This is a genomic window from Euzebyella marina, from assembly GCF_003687485.1.
Taxonomy (GTDB): Bacteria; Bacteroidota; Bacteroidia; order Flavobacteriales; family Flavobacteriaceae; genus Euzebyella; species Euzebyella marina.
On record NZ_CP032050.1, the window covers coordinates 2,684,007 to 2,702,853 of the forward strand.

15 protein-coding genes are annotated in these 18,847 nt (G+C 39.3%); 6 read left to right on the forward strand and 9 right to left on the reverse strand.

Going from position 1 to position 18,847, the window contains the following annotated elements:
- Positions 1-31: 31 nt before the first annotated feature.
- Complete coding sequence (locus D1013_RS11505; RefSeq protein ID WP_121848970.1) at positions 32-859, reverse strand: amidohydrolase family protein; 828 nt, start codon at positions 857-859, stop codon at positions 32-34.
- 14 nt (positions 860-873) lie between these two features.
- Positions 874-1,890 (reverse strand): zinc-binding alcohol dehydrogenase family protein, encoded by a 1,017-nt coding sequence (locus D1013_RS11510; RefSeq protein ID WP_121848971.1) that lies wholly within the window; start codon positions 1,888-1,890, stop codon positions 874-876.
- A gap of 143 nt (positions 1,891-2,033) precedes the next feature.
- Between D1013_RS11510 and D1013_RS11515 the strand changes: the two genes are divergently transcribed.
- From D1013_RS11515 to D1013_RS11530, 4 genes are all read left to right on the forward strand, one after another.
- Positions 2,034-2,918 (forward strand): phytanoyl-CoA dioxygenase family protein, encoded by an 885-nt coding sequence (locus D1013_RS11515; protein ID WP_121848972.1) that lies wholly within the window; start codon positions 2,034-2,036, stop codon positions 2,916-2,918.
- Between the two features lie 22 nt (positions 2,919-2,940).
- A complete protein-coding gene (locus tag D1013_RS11520) occupies positions 2,941-4,557 on the forward strand; it encodes a sulfatase family protein (protein ID WP_121848973.1) in 1,617 nt (538 codons plus the stop codon).
- A 102-nt stretch (positions 4,558-4,659) separates the two neighbouring features.
- A complete protein-coding gene (locus D1013_RS11525) occupies positions 4,660-5,676 on the forward strand; it encodes a zinc-dependent alcohol dehydrogenase (protein ID WP_121848974.1) in 1,017 nt (338 codons plus the stop codon).
- A gap of 30 nt (positions 5,677-5,706) precedes the next feature.
- Positions 5,707-6,471, forward strand: coding sequence for an SDR family NAD(P)-dependent oxidoreductase (locus D1013_RS11530; RefSeq protein ID WP_192466553.1), 765 nt, complete (start codon positions 5,707-5,709; stop codon positions 6,469-6,471).
- A 544-nt stretch (positions 6,472-7,015) separates the two neighbouring features.
- On the opposite strand, the gene D1013_RS11535 is transcribed toward D1013_RS11530, so the two are convergent.
- From D1013_RS11535 to D1013_RS11565, 7 genes are all read right to left on the reverse strand, one after another.
- Positions 7,016-7,513, reverse strand: a complete 498-nt coding sequence (locus D1013_RS11535; protein ID WP_121848976.1) for a DinB family protein — start codon at positions 7,511-7,513, stop codon at positions 7,016-7,018.
- A gap of 5 nt (positions 7,514-7,518) precedes the next feature.
- Positions 7,519-8,250 (reverse strand): sulfite exporter TauE/SafE family protein, encoded by a 732-nt coding sequence (locus D1013_RS11540; protein WP_121848977.1) that lies wholly within the window; start codon positions 8,248-8,250, stop codon positions 7,519-7,521.
- A gap of 48 nt (positions 8,251-8,298) precedes the next feature.
- Positions 8,299-10,017 carry a phytoene desaturase family protein gene (locus D1013_RS11545; RefSeq protein ID WP_121848978.1) on the reverse strand — a complete coding sequence of 573 codons (1,719 nt, stop codon included), beginning with the start codon at positions 10,015-10,017 and terminating at the stop codon, positions 8,299-8,301.
- Positions 10,018-10,205: 188 nt separating this feature from the next.
- The gene (locus D1013_RS11550) at positions 10,206-12,350 is read right to left on the reverse strand and encodes a hypothetical protein (protein WP_121848979.1); all 2,145 of its coding nucleotides are present in this window, start codon (positions 12,348-12,350) and stop codon (positions 10,206-10,208) included.
- A 362-nt stretch (positions 12,351-12,712) separates the two neighbouring features.
- Positions 12,713-13,837, reverse strand: coding sequence for a Gfo/Idh/MocA family protein (locus D1013_RS11555; protein ID WP_121848980.1), 1,125 nt, complete (start codon positions 13,835-13,837; stop codon positions 12,713-12,715).
- A gap of 3 nt (positions 13,838-13,840) precedes the next feature.
- On the reverse strand, positions 13,841-14,530 hold the full coding sequence (locus D1013_RS11560) for an SGNH/GDSL hydrolase family protein (RefSeq protein ID WP_121848981.1): 690 nt from the start codon (positions 14,528-14,530) through the stop codon (positions 13,841-13,843).
- Between the two features lie 13 nt (positions 14,531-14,543).
- Complete coding sequence (locus D1013_RS11565) at positions 14,544-15,005, reverse strand: hypothetical protein (protein ID WP_121848982.1); 462 nt, start codon at positions 15,003-15,005, stop codon at positions 14,544-14,546.
- A 326-nt stretch (positions 15,006-15,331) separates the two neighbouring features.
- Between D1013_RS11565 and D1013_RS11570 the strand changes: the two genes are divergently transcribed.
- Positions 15,332-16,870 carry a PhoX family protein gene (locus tag D1013_RS11570; protein ID WP_121850702.1) on the forward strand — a complete coding sequence of 513 codons (1,539 nt, stop codon included), beginning with the start codon at positions 15,332-15,334 and terminating at the stop codon, positions 16,868-16,870.
- Positions 16,871-16,950: 80 nt separating this feature from the next.
- Positions 16,951-18,828 carry a cytochrome-c peroxidase gene (locus tag D1013_RS11575; RefSeq protein WP_121848983.1) on the forward strand — a complete coding sequence of 626 codons (1,878 nt, stop codon included), beginning with the start codon at positions 16,951-16,953 and terminating at the stop codon, positions 18,826-18,828.
- Positions 18,829-18,847 lie beyond the last annotated feature (19 nt).

Consider the following 18,847-nt stretch of genomic DNA (forward strand, 5'->3'; position numbering starts at 1 on the left):
GTTTTTTTTAAAGGGGGATAAAAGCCCTTAATTATAAGTTGTAAAATTCTTGGGCATTCTTACCCATTATCCTTTGTTGATCGCATTCGTCTAAGTACCCGATATAATTTCTAACGATATCAATTACCTGTGTGTAAGTGCCTGCCACCAAACAAACAGGCCAATCAGAGCCATACATGACTCTTTTAGCATCAAAAGCTTCCATTACTAAATCTATGTATGGCTTTAGCTGCTTTTCAGACCAGTTGGTATAATTAGCTTCGGTAATCATACCTGAAAGCTTGCAATATACATTTTCATTTTTTGCAATTTCTTTCATCAAAATGGCCCATCCGTCAAAAAAACCATCTTTGATATAGGGTTTGGCTAAATGATCAATTACAAATCTTTGATTTGGGAATTTTTTCACGAATTCGAGAACTGCTCCCAATTGGTGGGGATACACCAGAATATCATAGGTGTACTCGAATTGCTCAAGTTGGGCAATTCCATTTAAGAAATCACTTCGTAAAAGAAAATTGACATCGGCTTCACCTTGAACAATATGCCTCCAACCTTTAATCTTAGGTTGCGCTTGATAAGACTCCAACTCTGCTACTATTTTTCTGGAACGTAGGTCGATCCAACCCACAATACCCTTTATGAAATCGTTTTCGTTGGCAAGCTGTAAAAGAAAATTGGTTTCTGCATTTGTTTGATCCGCTTGCACGGCCACGCAAGCATCTACCTCGTTTTGCTGGTAAATTGGCTTTAAATCTTCAGGTAGAAAATCTTTTCGAATGCTTGCCATTTCGTCATCGATCCAAGCGTGTTTTTTACTGTTGTAGATCCAAAAATGTTGATGACTGTCTATAATCATGGGTAATCAAAATGTTATTGAAAATCGACCATCGCTTTTATGACTCCATTTTCAGGCTGTAACCAATTCTCAAAATTGGCAATCATATCGGTATAATGAACTTTATGGGTTATAAAAGACGCAACAGGAAATTCTCCATTTTCCAATACGCTTATCACATGTTCAAAATCGACCAATGCAGCATTTCTACTGCAAAGAATCGATGTTTCCTTGGCGTGAATAGCAGGATGCGAAAATGTAAGCTCACCTTTCGAAAGGCCCACCAAAATATATCTACCGCCATGAGCCATAAAATCGACACCTGACTCTAGCGCCCCCTTGTGCCCAGTGGCATCAAAAACGGCAGTAGCCATTTGACTACCGGTCATTTTTTTCACGTGTTCAACAGCTTGTTGGCCACCTAGAACGGTATGCTCTACGCCCAAATATTTTTTGACATAGTCGAGTCTATCTTGGTTCATATCAATGGCTATTACATGAGCTCCTTTAATCTGAGCAAATTTTATTAGCCCAATGCCAATAGGACCACAACCTATCACCACGACCTGTTCACCAGATTCTAAATTGGCCCTTCTGACGGCGTGCGCACCAATAGACAAACATTCTACTATAGCTGTTTCTTGATCGGATAGTTGATTGGCTGGTAACAATATATTTTCGGGCACCACTAACTTTTCTTGCATACCCCCATCAGTATGTACACCCAAAACAGACATGTCTACGCAACAATTGGTTTTTCCGTTTCTGCAAGCGATACATCTGCCACAACTCAAATAGGGCATAATTACCACTTTGTCTCCGGCTTTAATATTCCTTTGGTTTTTATCTATTTCCAAGACCTCTGCCGCCAATTCATGACCAAGTATTCTGGGGTATGTAAAGAAGGCTTGGTTACCGGCGTAGGCATGAAGGTCGGTACCACAAATACCAACTTTGGTAATTTTTAGAAGCGCCTCACCAGAATTTCTTGAAGGATAGGCTTTTTCCTTTAAATGGAATTGCCTAGGTTTTTCACAAACTATGTAATTCATTCACTATCTGAGATTTAGTAATTACCTGAGGTGAGATACGCCTAAATTATAAAAAAACTAAGTTAACTGTATTATTTTTAAAGGTTTCTAAGATTTTTGGTGGAAATGGTATTAAAAATAAATAAAAGGTTAATTTCATGCGTATGCAATTCATAGGTGATCTTTCTGAAAAACAACATTTAATAAGCGATTTATTTCACTGGCCAAAAACAACAGGAGAGTGGGATGCTTATAGACTTACCGACGAGCAGGTCAAGCATTTTCACGAAGAAGGTTACGTGTCAGGTATCAAACTTTTAGATGAAGACCAAGTCGATCTTTTAAACCAGGAATTGGAAGAATTAACCAACCCCAAGCACCCAGGCCACCATTTGTTCTATGAGTTTCATACCAATGAATCGAATGATCCAAATTCGGTTCTGTTTCATTCGTTAGGTCATTGGCGTATTACAAAAGGTTTTCATGATGTGCTTTATAACCCTGCTTTTGTGATGGCCGCCTATCAACTATTGAATGATAGGCCGGTTCGTTTTTGGCATGACCAGTTATTCTGTAAACCCGCTAGGCATGGGGGTGTGGTAGCATGGCATCAAGACTATTCTTATTGGACGCGAACAATTGCGATGCAGCATCTGACCTGTTGGACGGGACTTGATGATGCAACCACCGAAAATGGCTGTTTACACTATATTCCCAAAAGTCACAAATGGGGACTCTTGGAAGCTCCAACTCTTGCAGGGGATATGAACGGTTTAAAGAGCTATCTCTCTACAGAACAAAAGGAACAATTTGACAAACCTGTACCTATTGAACTTAAGAAGGGTTTTGCCACTTTTCACCATCCTTTAATGGTTCATGGTTCCTACGAAAATAAATCGGAGAGAAGCAGAAGGGCTTTCGTTCTAAATGTTTTTGCAGATGGTACGGTGAGTAATACCGACGATGAACTGCTAGCGGGGGTTCCTATTATACCTAAAGGGCAAAAAATGCAAGGTAAGTTCTTTCCCTTATTATTCGAAGGAGTATAAATCCATCCTATCAAAAAATACTATGACCAATCCTAAAAAGATTTCAACTACTACAAAAAGGCAAAATTCCACATCGATCACTATACGCTCACTGTTGACCTCTTTTGTATGGGTTATTTTACTATTAATATCCTGTCAAGAGACGAAAAAACCGGAAGCTTCTAAAAAAGCCCCCAAAGTAGAAAAACCCAATATTGTAATTATATATGCGGATGACTTAGGTTATGGAGAGATGGGTGCTTATGGTGCGACTGAATTAAAAACACCAAATTTAGACAAGCTTGCCAATGGAGGTATGCGATTTACCAATGGTTACGCTACTTCTGCGACCTGCACCCCAAGCCGGTATGCTCTGTTAACCGGTGTTTATCCATGGAGAAACAAAAATGCCAAGATTCTGCCTGGTACTGCTCCTCTTATTATAGACACGAGTCAAATAACGCTGCCCAAAGTTTTGAAAACTAAAGGGTATTCTACGGGAATAGTGGGCAAATGGCATTTAGGCCTTGGTAACGGAAATGTAGACTGGAACCAGAGAATAGCACATAGCCCCAATGAAGTTGGTTTTGATTATAGTCATATTTTGGCTGCAACGCAAGATAGGGTGCCTACGGTTTATATCGAAAATGGCCACGTTGTCAATTTAGACCCCAATGACCCTATTTATGTCAACTATGAAGAAAATTTTGAAGGCGAACCCACGGGCAAGGATAATCCTGAACTTACTACTATGAAATGGCATCATGGCCATAATAACAGCATTGTAAACGGAATACCTAGAATAGGCTTTATGAAAGGGGGAGAGGCGGCTAAATGGTCTGATATTGACATGGCCGACCATTTTTTAAATAAAGCCAAATCTTATGTTCAAGGCCATAAAAAGAATCCGTTTTTCTTGTACTATGCTCTTCAACAGCCCCATGTGCCAAGAACACCGCACCCAAGATTTGTTGGCACCTCTGGTATGGGCCCGAGGGGCGACGTGATAGTAGAAGCCGATTGGGTTGTAGGGCAGTTTGTTCAGATGCTAGAATCTGAGGGGTTGTTAGAAAATACATTGATTATTTTTTCGAGTGACAATGGCCCCGTATTGAATGATGGTTATTATGATGATGCCGTTGAGAAAGTGGGGAACCATAATCCAAGAGGGCCATTGAGAGGGGGTAAATATAGTTTGTTCGAGGCGGGAACCAGAGTTCCGTTTTTTGCTTATTGGAAGGGTAAAATAACCCCGGGGGTTTCCGAAGCACTTATTTCGCAAATCGACCTTTTGGCTACCTTAGGCAGTTTGGTGGATAGTGATGTGAAAACTGAAGATAGCAAAAATTTATTGAATGTTCTTTTGGGAGATAGCCAAGAAGGTCGTAATCATTTGATTTTGGAAGCTACCAGTAGAACAGCCTTTAGGGAAGGAAATTGGGTAATGATACCACCGTATGAAGGTGCCGCTGTAAACAAACAAGTTGATATCGAATTGGGCAATTCAAAAGAATATCAACTATATAATTTAAAGGAAGATATAGGCCAAAGCGATAATCTTGCTAGCAGTCATCCCGATAAATTAAAAGAAATGATTGAAGGCTATCTGGCAATAAGAGGTAACGATGGTAATACAGTCGAACCATTGGAACTAAAATAGGTGCTGCCCAAAAAGTAAAGAAAATTCTTCGCTGCTTATTGCTTATTCAAAGTTAGCTAGTATTTTTATGGCCCATTTTAAATACAATCGATTACACAAAGAATGAAATCCACCCAATATATCGGTAATAAGACCTTTTCGGTGATTGATAAAGCCAAAGTTGATCCGCTCAGTGATGAAGTTCGTATAAAGGTAGCCTACACGGGCGTTTGCGGTACAGATGTTCATATTTACCATGGTATGATGGATAAACGTGTTCAAATGCCAGTGACCATTGGTCATGAAATGTCGGGCACAATCGATGCCATTGGCGCTGATGTAACGAATTACAAGGTTGGTGATAAAGTGGTAGTCAGACCATTGGATGATAGGGGAGTTTTACCTTCAGATAAAGGGTTTAACCATATCTGTGAGAACTTAAAATTTATAGGCATTGATAGTCCAGGATCTATGCAACAGTTTTGGAACGTTCCCGCCTTTACCCTTCATCAGCTCCCAAAAAATACCGATTTAAAGTTGGCCGCACTTATTGAGCCCTTGGCCGTAGCTGTTCACGATGTTCGATTAAGTGAATTAAAGAAACATGAAACCGCTGTTGTACTTGGCGGTGGGCCTATTGGTCTTCTTGTTGCTTTGGTAGCCCAGCAGACTGGTGCTCAAGTTTTTGTTTCTGAAATCAACCCAAAACGTATTGCAAAAGCAAAAGAATTGGGTTTGAATGTTATTGACCCTACCAAAGTCGATTTAATAGAAGAAGTGAAGAATCGTACCGAAAACCGAAGGGCCGATGTGGTCTTTGAGGTAGCCGGTGTTCAGGCTACTTTAGATATTATGACCGAAGTTGCAGGTATCAGGGGTAGAATAGTTATGGTCGCGATTCACGGTCAAAAAAAAGAAGTCGATCTTTTTAAATTTTTCTGGAAAGAATTACGGCTCATAGGGGCAAGGGTGTATGAAAAAGAAGATTATGAACGCGCTATTACCCTTGTCACCGAGAATAAGGTAGGTTTTGAAAACATGATAACGGATATTCAGCCATTGACAAACATTCAATCAGTATTTGAACAAATTGATTTGAATCCTGATGGAATGAAGGTTTTAATGGACTGTCAACAATAAAAAACATAAAAAATCAATTCAATAATGAGTATACTCAGCAGTTTTAGTCTTGAAGGAAAAATAGCATTGGTAACAGGGTGCAAGAGAGGAATCGGAAAAGCTATGGCCTTAGGATTGGCCGAGGCAGGTGCCGATATTATTGGCGTAAGTGCCTCTTTGGAAAAACATGGCAGCATGGTTGAACAAGAGGTCGAAGGCATCGGAAGAAAGTTCAAGGCATACACCTGTGATTTCGGCAATAGGGAATCATTATATGAGTTTATCAAACAAGTAAAAGACGATTTTCCCAAAATAGATATTCTGGTCAATAATGCAGGTACCATTCTAAGAGCGCCAGCTGTGGAGCATTCCGATGAGTATTGGGACAAGGTGATAGAAATCAACCAAACCGCACAATTTATCTTGACTCGGGAAATTGGTAAAGAAATGGTCAAGAGGGGCGAGGGAAAAGTTATTTTTACTGCTTCGTTGTTAACTTTCCAAGGAGGCATAACCGTGCCAGGCTACGCCGCAAGTAAAGGCGCCGTGGGGCAGATTACGATGGCATTTGCCAATGAATGGGCAGGAAAAGGTGTTAACGTAAATGCCATTGCACCGGGTTACATCAGTACCGATAATACCGAGGCGCTTCGAAATAATCCGGAAAGGGCAGACTCTATACTGGCCAGAATACCGGCCGGTAGATGGGGGCAACCCGACGATTTCAAAGGGCCAATTGTTTTCTTGGCTTCAGCGGCATCTAGCTATATGCATGGAGAGACCATGCTAGTTGATGGCGGTTGGATGGGAAGGTAGATGCTTATTTCATTTAAATATTAATCGCCAAGGCTCATTCCCTAAAAAAATTGATTAGATAGATAACATTGATTAGTGGAGTAATTTTATTCACTTCTCTCCATTTTACGAATTGGGAGTAGGTAATAGCCAAAGCAAAAACGTTGTTGCGACAACATCTGGCCTTTATACGGAGTCATTTTCTTAGTAACGTACCAGAGAAATAGAGTAAAAGTGCGCCGACTAAGAAAACCATTTTGCCAAATAAAAAAAGACAATTGGCATTTGAGAAATATCAAATGTAGTTTGGTAATATCTTCCCAATATGATGGGGTTTGTCAATAACAAAATAATCTGTCGGTGTTAATGACCACCTAGATTGTAGTTCTAAATCTACATGTAAAAATAAAGAGGACGGGCATTATCATGGCATAAAAAATTCTAGCTTTTGCTACACTTCTGCATAGTTGGTATTGACATAAAAGGCATGAATGCTCTATGTTAGATTTAGATAGTGCCTCCAGATTATTTAAGTCAGTGTTTGCCACTTAACGTATATACTTGTCTACAATTGATTTCTACTTAAACAAAATTGAAAATAATTTGTATTGGGAATATCCTTCAAATTTAATTGTCTCAAAATTGTTACCAATTGCCCTCTGTGATAGGTTTCATGATCGATTACATGAATAAATACGTCAGAAAGATTAATAGTTTCCTCGGAAAACGGAGTTTTAATTTTTCTTTCTAAATCAGTATTCAGAACCATCTCTAAACCTGACAGAAAGATTTTTGACTGATTTTTGAATTCATCAACAAATCCTTCAAAGGCTAATCTTTGGTCGATGTATGGAACTTTGTAATCATATGTTTCACCAAGTACCAAAAGCCAGAATTTTTGTGCTTGCACCATATGTTCTATGGTTTCATAAAGACTGGGGTAGCTTGATTGAATCTGTTGTTTTTTCAATTCACTAGGAACTTTCTCAATATAGTCTGCTAAAACATTGTTAGCCCAGAAATTAAACTGTGCATAGCTTTTAATATGATTTTTGAGCTTCATTTCTTCTACTTAAAAAACAGCCTTGATAGAGTTACTAGACCAATGGTTAGAATTAAACTTAAAGAGATTAGTTTGAACTTCTCTTGCGGTATGTAGTGGAGTATTTTTTTGCCTATTGCAGTACCTATGAGTCCAATTAATAGTAAAAACGGAACGTAAACTAGGTCATGTTTATGTATGAAACCGTTAAATAAGTAAACAAAGGTTCTTGAAAAGTCTATCCAAAAATCTATAAAAGCTGAGGTTGCGATATACACATTTTTCTCTAGATTGAATGCTGCCATGGTGAGACCTCTAATGGCACCTCCTGTGCCAAGAAGTCCTGCTGAGAATCCTGACAAACTTCCACCAATAATAGCATTTTTTCTATTGGGATTAATAGCTAGATTTTTATTCATCAAAAAGATAGCACTGAGAGTTACTAAGAATAGGCCCAATACTATTTCTAAATAATTAGAATTAACCACCTTTGTGAGTATTCCTCCCACTATCACAAAAATAATCGAAGGTAAACCTATGGCTATCAAGAGTCTTTTGTTTAGGCCTTTTTTGAACAAAAATATCTTGCTAAGGTTGCTCGACAGATGATAAATTGCGGTCAGACCCAATACCGATTCAAAATCAAAATAAAAATTAGCGATGGGTACAAAAAAAACTGACGAGCCAAAACCCCCTATGGTTCCCAATATCTCGGCCAACAAGGCCAATAATAAAAATATATAGCTAACGTTTTTCACCAGATTAAGTTCAGGCGGTCGTAGCTTACTATCAAAACGAAAATTCGATCAATTGGCAGCTTCGACCGATGCTTTTTTTCTTTTAGATTGCTTACTGGCTATTTTTTTCTTCAGCCAATCAGGATAAGCTGAAGAATCTTCAGCTTCGTATAGCCTTATGTGTTGATCTTCTTGTGGTTTCTTTAGTTCATCAGAAGTACAGCCCAATATTCGGGCCGCTGTATCGACTCCGGAATGGGAAGCTCCGGCTACCCCATGTGAAAGTACACTAGAACCGCAGAGATATAGATTCTCTATCTCGCTTTTGGCCCTAAAAGCAAATGGCCCTATGTGCATCATGCTTTTCTCCGTACCATATACATTGCCCTTGGTCGAATTAATATAATATTCGTTCGTTAGTGGTGTACCCAACTCCTTGTGCACAATGTGCTTCTTAATACCGGGAACAGCTCTATCGATACCATTGACCATTTTTTGGGTCAATCGTTCTTTTAATCGAAGATATTCTTGAGACCGCTCTTGATTTTTTTGATCGAACTTCTCAAATGTCTTATAATCTACAAAAGTGATGGCCTCAATGGTATGGTGTTTACCGTCGTAACTACTGGGGTCTTTTAGTGTGGTACAGCTAATGAACATTCCCTCAAAAGCATCACCTTCATCAATACGATCGGCAAAGATTTCCTCATAAAAATCATTGGGTCCGCGGTCGGGCATTAGCCAAATATTTCCAGAATCAACCCCATGCTTTCTTAAATCCATATCCACCGTAAGAAATAACATAATCGATGTACATGAATAGGTGGTTTTTTCTAGTTTTCGGTTCAAGCGTTTACTAAGATTCTCTTTTCCAATCAGTTGATTGTATGTAATACCAACATCGGCATTGCTGATGATGTATTTGGCATAAATCTTTTCATCATTATCGAGTACGACCCCTACGGCTTTTTTTCGTTTATCGCCTTCTAGCAATATCTTGTTAACGGCCGTACTGGTTCTTATTTCACCCTCATACTTTTTAATCACCTTGGTCATCGATTTGATGAGAGCACCACCTCCACCCATGGGGTAATAGGCACCATGAATGTAATGGTACATAACAGCACTGTGAAGCAAGAATGGCACCTTATTCGGGGCTACCCCATGATCGCCACATTGAATATTGAGTATTTTCTTCAAAAGTGGATTTTTTATATGCCAACCAATCACCCTACTGAGGCTGAAGAGCGCATATTTACCAAAATATTTGGTCTTGTAGGGCATTATCAGTTTCTGCCAAAAACCCTTAAAATAGGGGATGGAGTATAATTCTCTACTGACCGTTCGGGTAAGTTTTAGGTATTTTGATATATTCTTTTCTTCCTCGGGAAATTGTTCTGAAAGCCGATGGATCAGTTCATCAAAATTATCAGGATAATCAAACTGATGATCACCGATTTTTACATGCTCGTAACCATCGGGATTCATTCGAAAAAAAACCAAATCGTTGGCGATGCCTAGGCCTCTATATAAGTCGTTAGTGGTCTGCCCTTCGGCCAAGCGGCCAACGTAGTGTACACCAGGTGTAAATCGGTGTCCGTTAAGATAGAAGCTATGACACCATCCTCCTGGTACATCGTGTTGCTCTAGCACCAGTACTTTTTTGCCCTCTCGCGCTAGGCAAATGGCACAGGCCAAACCACCTGCCCCAGACCCAATGATAATAGCGTCATAATTCTTATTCTGTGGTTGCTTTTGGGTACTTATAGTGCTATTCTTTTCTGTCATTTGAACAATTGTACAGACCTTTTGTCTGAAAATAAAATTGTTGGTTCTTTAACAAAAGTGAAGATATGCATAAATTTTAAGAAGTGATGATTTTGATAAGAGTAGGATCTTCTAAAAAAAAAAGGGTGCCAATGGTAAAATAAAATGGCCCTTAACGGGCCATTCCATTTAATAATTACCATTTGTGATTAAGAAGTGGCCATTGCTATGGCACCTACATCTTCACTATCATATGAGCTTATTCTAACACTACCATTGGTATGCGTTGCCCTCACTCTAAGAACTTCGGCGAAGGCGGCCATGTTACATGAGCCAAGCATATCACTTACATTTAATTGCTTCTTATAAAACGTTTTCTGTACCCCTGCATCGAGTATGGTACTTATACTATATCCGTTATCGGACTGGGTTACATAACCGGCCGAGTTCGCTACCGGCACGGCATTGCTATTACCTTTGACTATGTTGAAACCATAATAAGCGAAGTTAAGTGGTTGACCTGCCAAAAACCTGATAATGGCTTTATCAGTTGTTTTATTGTCATACCTACCAACACCACAAGCGGTGTCTGTGGTGTTGCCATCTACAATAGCATCTAATACATCGGCATAACAGGCTTGATTATCTATTCGCATTTTAAAAGTGAAAGCTATAGCCTTGCCCGCAGTATTTTTGACCAAATAGTTTTCTGGTAAGCCATCGGCACTTATGGTAGTTTCGCCGGTAGGATCTGACGATAATCTGTCAACCACAAACGTCTTGGCATCAACAGGCATCACATTTCCTGAGTTGTCTAAAAGTTCAAAAGTGAATTCGTAAAGCCCATCTGCAAAACCGGAGGTATTAACATAAATGCTGCTGGTATCTTGGTTCCACTCGGCAGTTGGCTCTGAAGGCACATCATCGGAAGCTTCCACATGGGGTATTTTATACTTAGGTTTTCCAGAATTATATGTCGGCCCCAAGTTAAATGCTCCTGTGGCGAATACGGTTCCGGTCGGCGTTGAAACCTCATAGGTGTATGATTTATTAATATTACCTTCCAAATGATGTGATACATCACTGATAGACGTTAAGTAAGCATCTTTAAGTCTTTTATAAGACCAACGATAATGTGATACCGTAGAATTCGGAAATCCACTACCAAATTGCACCACAAAAGGAAAAGAACCTCCAAATGGCGATACTTTCTGGCCGGCGGTTATGAAATCGGTAAGGCCTATGGCGTTGGTAAGGTGTTCACTAGAACCATTGTTTTGTTGCACTTTTCGCAAGCGAACACCGCTGTTGATTCTTTTCATCCATACAATAGCACCAGGTATAGGTGAACATTCGCAAGGTTTTACCCTTGGGTCGGTGATTCGAATATTAATCTCAGAACCGCAATTGTAGTTCCATTTGGTATAGCAAGACATGGGAGGTCGATATACGGTAACCCATTGTCCATCAATATTGACTTCTACCCAGACATAAATGTCTTTGTCATTGTCAAAATTGAAATAATTGTAATCAAAATGTCCGTTACAGTCACTGTAGACCGTAGCTATTTCTGTACATCTATAGAAATATGGCCAGAACCAAGGCCACAAACATAGGTATGGATGTAGTAAATGAAAATTTTTGTAAATCGTATCGCTAACTACTGATGAAGACTCAGATAATAACCCCAATTTTACATCATCAGGTAATTTTAGAGTTGATATTCTCTGTAAGGCCTCTGAATTGTTCGAAGCTTTTTCGGTAAAGCCTGTAATTGGTCTTATGGGTGGTCGAAGAGGACCAGGATCAGGTAATGGTGGAAATTTGACTTCAGGAATTGTTAATATCTCTTTCAATTTTTTACCCAAATCGGTAATTACTGCCCGTGGTATCTTTGGCCACCACCATTTAATTCTATCCACTTCGCAAATATGTACTCTTGCTTCACAAATTGGTAAAGTTTCATTTTGCCCGTCGATAGTAAAGGTCTTGCTTAAGTTTCCGGTAATTAGACACCAATACCAATTAGGAAAAATTATATTGGGTAATTTTGAAATAGTAATATCATTATTTACGTCTAATCGAATAGAAGGTTCATAGCCTCCCATTTTTTTAATAGTAACAGGAGTCAATTTGCGCTTTTCAAACTCCTTGGGAATAGAAGGGCCGATAAATATTTGCCCTCTACTTTTAATTTCATTCGCACTTGTTTTCAGTTTAATCTGTTCTTTGTTAAGTGCGGTCGCTTCTAAAAGGTTCTCATTCTTATCAAAAACGAAAATCTGAAGGTCTTTTTGTAGAGATTGACCTTTGATATCAATCTTTACGGTTACTGGATTACTTTTTTTAGCCATGATATTTAGATTTTATGAGTTGAATTTCTGTAGGAGGAATACACCTTTTAATACCAAATAGCACTAATGCTTTTAACCAAGAGCTATTTAGTAGAGCAACGGGGGAGAGATACCTTTTTTTTAAAAAAAAGGAAGTATTGTTGGTGGGTTATTTAAGAGGGAATAAAAAACTGCTTTAGGGATTGTTTTTAAAGCATGCAACAATATTAGACAGTAGTTGACAATTGAAAATGTTAATATGTACGGTAGGATAAATTTTATGTATGCATTGAAGAATTAAAAAGGCAACTTTCAATTTGGAAGTATCAAAAAAGGCCTACCTTTTAAGGTGGCCTTTAGTTCTAAAATAGTGGTGAACTGATTTATTTATTCTCTGGATAAAGATTTTTCCATAATACTGTTTTACCTTCTTTTGAAGAGATTTTTGCAGCTTCTAATATTTGAACTACTATTTGGGCATTTTCCAGTGAGGTAAGGTCATATGCCGGTAATTTGTAATTCTCATGAACCACTTTTTTAAATATGGCGAAAGGGTCGTTTTCACCTTTTGGTAGGTCGTTTGCCTTTAAAGAACTTGGTCCTATTTTTTCATCGGTCATCAGTTCCATGTCCGTACCGTTTTTGCATTTAACGAATCCGGTCGCTCCAAAAACTTCCATATCCTTCACATGATGGGGCCAGTTCCATGAAGCTTGAATGGTCACTTCTGTATCCGGGTATTGAAGAACAATCGTGGCATCATCTTCAACTTTAGGGTACTTGCTCGGCTTGAAGCTAGAAGTGGTGCAGGTAACCGAAATGGGGGTTTTGCCAGACATTAGCCAAGTGCTGATATTGGCGCCGTAACATCCAAAATCCATTAGGGCCCCGCCACCATTAAGAACGGGGTCCGTTAGCCATTCAAGAAACTCATCCCCACAGCCAATCTCTATAGGACCAAAGTGGCCGGTATGAAAATTGATTTTACGCATTTGACCGATAGCTTTCTCTTTGATTATCAAATCGTAGGCTTTGTGATTACTACCGTACCATGAAGTTTCATAGTTGGTCAATAAATGTATGTTATGTTTTCTGGCCAGTTCGACCATTTCCTTGGCATGTTCCCAACTAACGGCCAATGGTTTTTCTACCATTACATGAATTCCTTTGGGGGCGCAATAGCGAACGGTTTCCAAATGATCAAAGGTGCTATTGAAGGCGTTTACCGCTTCAGGATGTACGGCTTCATCCATTTCTTCGATTGTATCAAAGACAATATCCATAGAAAGTCCGTGCTGTTTGGTCAATCTTCGAGCCAATTCTTTGTTGGGCTCTACAATACCGACTATCTCGATGTTACTCTTTTTTTCATTGGATAATATCCAACCTACATGACCGTGTACCAAACCGACGACACCAACCCTTAAGGGAGCATCTTTTTTCTCTTGTGAAGCTACCGGGGCTATTTGCGTTATGATAGCAAAAGCGATGAGCAATAATTTTTTCATCTATTACTTTTTTAGGGCTTTAGCGATAGCAGCTTCAACAAGAGGTTCCATTACCATGTAGCCTTCAACGGTGGGGTGCACCTCGTCATCTGCGTACTTTTTGGGCAATCCATTTCGTTCATCGGCCATTTTCGAAAAATAATCAAGATAGATATGACCTGCTTTCTTCGCATAAGCCTTAATCATTTTATTAAGTTCAACAATTTTTTCAGCAGGTTCAACTTCGGGTTTCCAACCATATTTGTACGCGGGTAAAGTGGAGCTTAAAATCACCTTAATATTATTGGCCTTCGCTATTTCGGCCATTGATTTGATATTATCAACTATCATTTCGAGGGTTGAAGGCCCTGTGTTGCCCGCTATATCATTGGTTCCGGCCAAAATAACGACCACCTTCGGTTCAAGGTCAATAACATCTTGTCTAAAACGTAGTAGCATTTGAGGGGTGGTTTGTCCACTAATACCGCGATTGACATAGGGCTTTCCTTCGAAAAATTCAGGTCGTTTGTTCAGCCATCCGATGGTTATGGAATTTCCCATAAAAACTACTCTGTTTTCTTTTGATTTAGCAGGTTGAAGTTGGGCATTGGCCTCTTGAAACTGTTTAAGGTTGGGCCAATCTTGTGCCGATATGGTAGTAAAAATGCTTAAGGCCATAAATAGGGTCAGGCAAGTTGAGTTTAAAGTTTTCATATGTAGTTTTAAGTTATTTAGTTAATTGATTTGTTTCTTCCATTGAAAGTGGTAAGTCGTTGAGCAGCTTATTAATAGTAGGGCGTTTCGAAATATAAAAGGCCATGATGCAGAGCGCAATGACCAAGTATAGCGCGGTACCTTTCAGAAAGTAGGCAACAAGTGCCAACATAGCGGCCGCTTCTAGAAAGGCGTAATTGACCAAATTGGCCTTTTGGTAGACTTCCAACTTTTGCTTTAGGCTATCTTCCCTTTTTAATCTAAGAATCATCTTTTTGAAAAAAAGCATTCCCAAAAAATAGGCGGCAAAGGCTACTATTGGAACGATATAAACAAAAATATCTCCCTCTTCGATTTCTGCAATAAACTGTCCGTTCTGGGTATAGACAAAAATGCCAAACAGCACCATGCCGATGAGTAGGGCTGTATGAATAATTTTCAGATTATTGAAAATAGAGATGCCGTTAGGTTGCATTCGGTAAAGTTCTAGTTTTTGCTTGGCATGACTAATATAAACAAACTTGAAGAGTCAAAATCGAGCAAAGTGTTTTAATTACCCGCGCCTACTTATTATAAAGTTCTACTTGTTTGATTTATGGTTTCTAGACTATTATAAAATTTGAGTTAGATAGTTCATTTTGAGGATATTATTTAGAATCATCTTTAATAGTAACATTGTCGTAACCATTTAACATAAAATTCAACTTACGTTTAAATTATGACCATATTGAGTTAACTTCCATGGGTGCTCTCAACCATATTTTTGTTAAAGAACTTTTAAAGAAAAACCTAGAAACAAAAATGAGAACACTTAGTAAACTACTTTTTTGTGCAGGGTTGGCCGTTACGGTCAGCTCATGCGACAAGCTAGATGATTTTCTCGGCCATGGTCCTGGAAAGGAGAAAGGAACCATTTTCGAGAATAAATCTGAACTAGAGCCCTTAGTGGCCATGAAACCTCAATTCAACTTTGTTAAAGCCTACTCATTAATCAGCTCAACCGATGTATTGCAAGATGGCTTTAGATTGGTGGGTGCACAAGATGGCGCCGGTTTCTTAAAAGAAGGTGACGGCTACATGTACATAGTAAATGCCGAAGATGACTATGCCGTTAGTAGACTTCATTTTGATGAGTATATGAACCCAACAGGAGGGGAGTGGTTATTGAACTCTGGGGTTGCTGATTTTGCAAGACAATGTTCGGGAACCATGTGGGAAGCAAGTGTACATGGTGGCCCACGTGATATTTTCTTATCGGCTTCCGAGAGCTTTCATTACGATGTAAAAGCTATTGATCCCTACATAGAGACCCCAACCCCAACGGCCGATTTTGGTCTTGATGCGCTAGGAGAATTCTCATGGGAAAATGCAGTACCGTTACCTAGAGATGCCTATCCTGGAAAAACCGTAATCATAGGAGGTGATGATGACTCTAGCGGTTCTGAAGGACAAATTATTCTCTACATGTCTGAAAACGGCGATGCCGATTTGAACAATGGTAAAGTATATGTATTAAGGTTAAAAGAAGTTGCTTCGGGGTCCACCGATGCCGATGGTAATGCCATAAACCCTGCACCCGTATCTTCTGGTGTTACTTACAATGAAGGTGATTTGGCTTTTGGTGAAACTTATGCATTTGAATTTGTAGAAATTGAGAACGGTGCCGATATGACAAAAGACGAGATGGAAGATGCCTGCGTTGCCGTTAATGCCAGTGCATTTATGAGGGTAGAGGATGTTGACTATCAAAAAGGTTCTTCTGACAATAACAGAAACGTTTTTGTAGCGGTCACAGGCCGCGGCCCAGGTGCCGGTACCTATAACGATTGGGGTACTGCCTATCGTTTAGAATTGGATGAAGATTCTCCTTTGACTGGAAAGCTTACTCAGATTGTCAGCGGTAATACCGATACAAATAATATGGATGGTAATGTGCCTGAGCTTCAAAGTCCTGATAACATTTGTGTAACCGAAAACTTCATCTACCTGCAAGAAGACCCGAACTCTTTTGATAGAGGCCATGCTGCCTACATTTATCAAACTGACCTGAACGGTAACAATGCAAAGGTTGTTTTAGAATTGGTAATTAGAAATGACCTTGATCCTTCTGGCGGTTCTGGGTTCAGTGGCGAATTCGGTGCACTTGAAGATATTTCAGAGAAAATTGGAGAGCCAAATACTTTCTTGCTAAACCTTCAACCCCATTACTGGCAAAGTGATGATTTTAAAAGTGTAGATGGTCATGATATGGAGTCTGATAGGCCTGATGCCATTGCAGCTGGTGCCCGTGAAGATGATCAAGGTGGCCAAATAGTTATATTGAAAGGATTGCCTAGATAATACGCTTAATTATTCTGTTTTTGGTTGAGACCCCTGTTCATCAGGGGTCTTACCTATTTAAAAAAAATGCTGTGTCCGTCATGTACAAATATTTTCTTTCCATCTTATTGTTAATGTTTTTTATATCGTGTAAAGATGGCTCTAAACAATTGGCCAATAATCATGAGAAAGGCCCTGATATAGACTGGACCGAAGCACAAAAATTTTATCATTCACATATGACAAGAACGGTCGAATTGATTGACTCTCTTGCTCATTTAAATCCTGAAAGTGAGAAGGCTAAAGAAGTCTTCAAAAAGTTAAGGATAAACTTTAAAAAGGCCGAGCCTTATGCGTCTTATCTAAATCCCGCTATTGGGCATAGAGCGAATGGACCTGCATTGCCCATTTTTGCCGAAGACACCGAAAGGGTATTGGCTCCTTTAGGTTTGCAAAAGATAGAGGAAACTATTTTTGAAGGAGGTGAAGATGCCACCGTATTTATTAGAGAGACCAACTTGACCAAGGGTCTTTTGGTCAACCTTTTGGAAAACACTGGGGAAAGAAGCTTAAATGCCGAGCGTTTCTTTATAGCTACCCATCAGCAATTGATGCGCATTGTCAGCCTTGGTATTGTAGGTTTTGACACTCCTGTTAGTTTATGGGGGCTAGAAGAAAGTAAAATTTCACTACAAAGTCTTTATACGGTTTACGGTCTATCCATCCAAAATTTGGTTCAAGATAAAAACCAAGATCTGGATACAAGTTTTACTGAAAATATTAAAATGGCCATTCAATACCTGGATCAGAATACCGATTTTGAAACTTTTGATAGGTATACCTTCATAAGGGATTATATGAATCCTATAACCAGAAATTGGGTGTCCATCAGAAAAGAGAGTGGTCTTTGGGCAGGCGTCAACAACAAACCGTTCAATTTTGACGCTTCTACATTTTTCGAAAAAGATGCCTTTAATCTCACCTATTTTACTCCTCCCGTTAACAGAAATACCAATGAGAAACAATTGGCTTTGGGCAAAAAATTATTTTTTGAGCCAAAATTGGCAAAAGATGGTACTATGTCATGTGCCACCTGTCATATTCCTGAGAAGGCATATTCCGATGGCATAACGGCCAATTTAGATAATACAGGCAATACTTTACAAAGAAATACACCTACGTTAATCAATGTGGCATTTCAAAAAAGTTTTTTTTGGGATGGGCGTGCCGAGAATATTTTGGACCAAATAACCTCTGTTTTTACCAATGAGCAAGAATTTGCTAGTAGTGTTCATGAATTTTCTACAGAAATATTATCCGATTCGACCTATACGGCCATGTTTGAAGAAGCTTATGGTAAAGTTTCGACCCGAAATACCGATGTCATAAGGGCATTGTCGACCTACATCTCTACCCTGAATGGTTTTGACTCGAAATTCGATAGAAATATGAGGGGAGAGGAATCAAATTTTTCAGAAGAAGAAAAATTAGGAATGAACCTTTTCATGGGAAAAGCCCTTTGTGCCACCTGTCATTTCATGCCATTGACCAATGGTACGGTACCGCCATTTTTTTCGGAAACCGAAAAAGAGGTCATCGGGGTTCCTGAAACGGCTTCCAATCAAGAGTTAGATGATGATTTGGGCTTCTTTTGGCGCTATGGCAAAGAGGTTCATAGGGGTATGTTCAAAACTCCCACAGTAAGAAATGTCGCCTTAACCGCCCCTTATATGCATAACGGTGCCTACCAAACATTGGAACAAGTAATGGATTTCTACAATCAAGGTGGCGGCGGCGGAATGGGTTTTGATCTCGAACATCAAACCCTACCTTTTGATGAACTGCAGCTATCGGACAGTGAACAAAGGGCCATTATAGCCTTTTTGAAAACGCTTACTGATACCAAAGTACAGGGCAAAACTGGTGATAATAGTCAATTAGTGGCGCAAAGTAGTTCCGAAAACAATGCAAATCAGTAATGTCTCTATTAAAAGTGAC

Excerpts from the sequence above, each read along its gene's own strand:
- D1013_RS11505 (WP_121848970.1), bottom strand. The coding sequence starts at position 859 with ATGATTATAGACAGTCATCAACATTTTTGGATCTACAACAGTAAAAAA.
- D1013_RS11510 (WP_121848971.1), bottom strand. The coding sequence starts at position 1,890 with ATGAATTACATAGTTTGTGAAAAACCTAGGCAATTCCATTTAAAGGAA.
- D1013_RS11515 (WP_121848972.1), top strand. The coding sequence starts at position 2,034 with ATGCAATTCATAGGTGATCTTTCTGAAAAACAACATTTAATAAGCGAT.
- D1013_RS11520 (WP_121848973.1), top strand. The coding sequence starts at position 2,941 with ATGACCAATCCTAAAAAGATTTCAACTACTACAAAAAGGCAAAATTCC.
- D1013_RS11525 (WP_121848974.1), top strand. The coding sequence starts at position 4,660 with ATGAAATCCACCCAATATATCGGTAATAAGACCTTTTCGGTGATTGAT.
- D1013_RS11535 (WP_121848976.1), bottom strand. The coding sequence starts at position 7,513 with ATGAAGCTCAAAAATCATATTAAAAGCTATGCACAGTTTAATTTCTGG.
- D1013_RS11545 (WP_121848978.1), bottom strand. The coding sequence starts at position 10,017 with ATGACAGAAAAGAATAGCACTATAAGTACCCAAAAGCAACCACAGAAT.
- D1013_RS11550 (WP_121848979.1), bottom strand. The coding sequence starts at position 12,350 with ATGGCTAAAAAAAGTAATCCAGTAACCGTAAAGATTGATATCAAAGGT.
- D1013_RS11555 (WP_121848980.1), bottom strand. The coding sequence starts at position 13,837 with ATGAAAAAATTATTGCTCATCGCTTTTGCTATCATAACGCAAATAGCC.
- D1013_RS11560 (WP_121848981.1), bottom strand. The coding sequence starts at position 14,530 with ATGAAAACTTTAAACTCAACTTGCCTGACCCTATTTATGGCCTTAAGC.
- D1013_RS11565 (WP_121848982.1), bottom strand. The coding sequence starts at position 15,005 with ATGCAACCTAACGGCATCTCTATTTTCAATAATCTGAAAATTATTCAT.
- D1013_RS11570 (WP_121850702.1), top strand. The coding sequence starts at position 15,332 with ATGAGAACACTTAGTAAACTACTTTTTTGTGCAGGGTTGGCCGTTACG.
- D1013_RS11575 (WP_121848983.1), top strand. The coding sequence starts at position 16,951 with ATGTACAAATATTTTCTTTCCATCTTATTGTTAATGTTTTTTATATCG.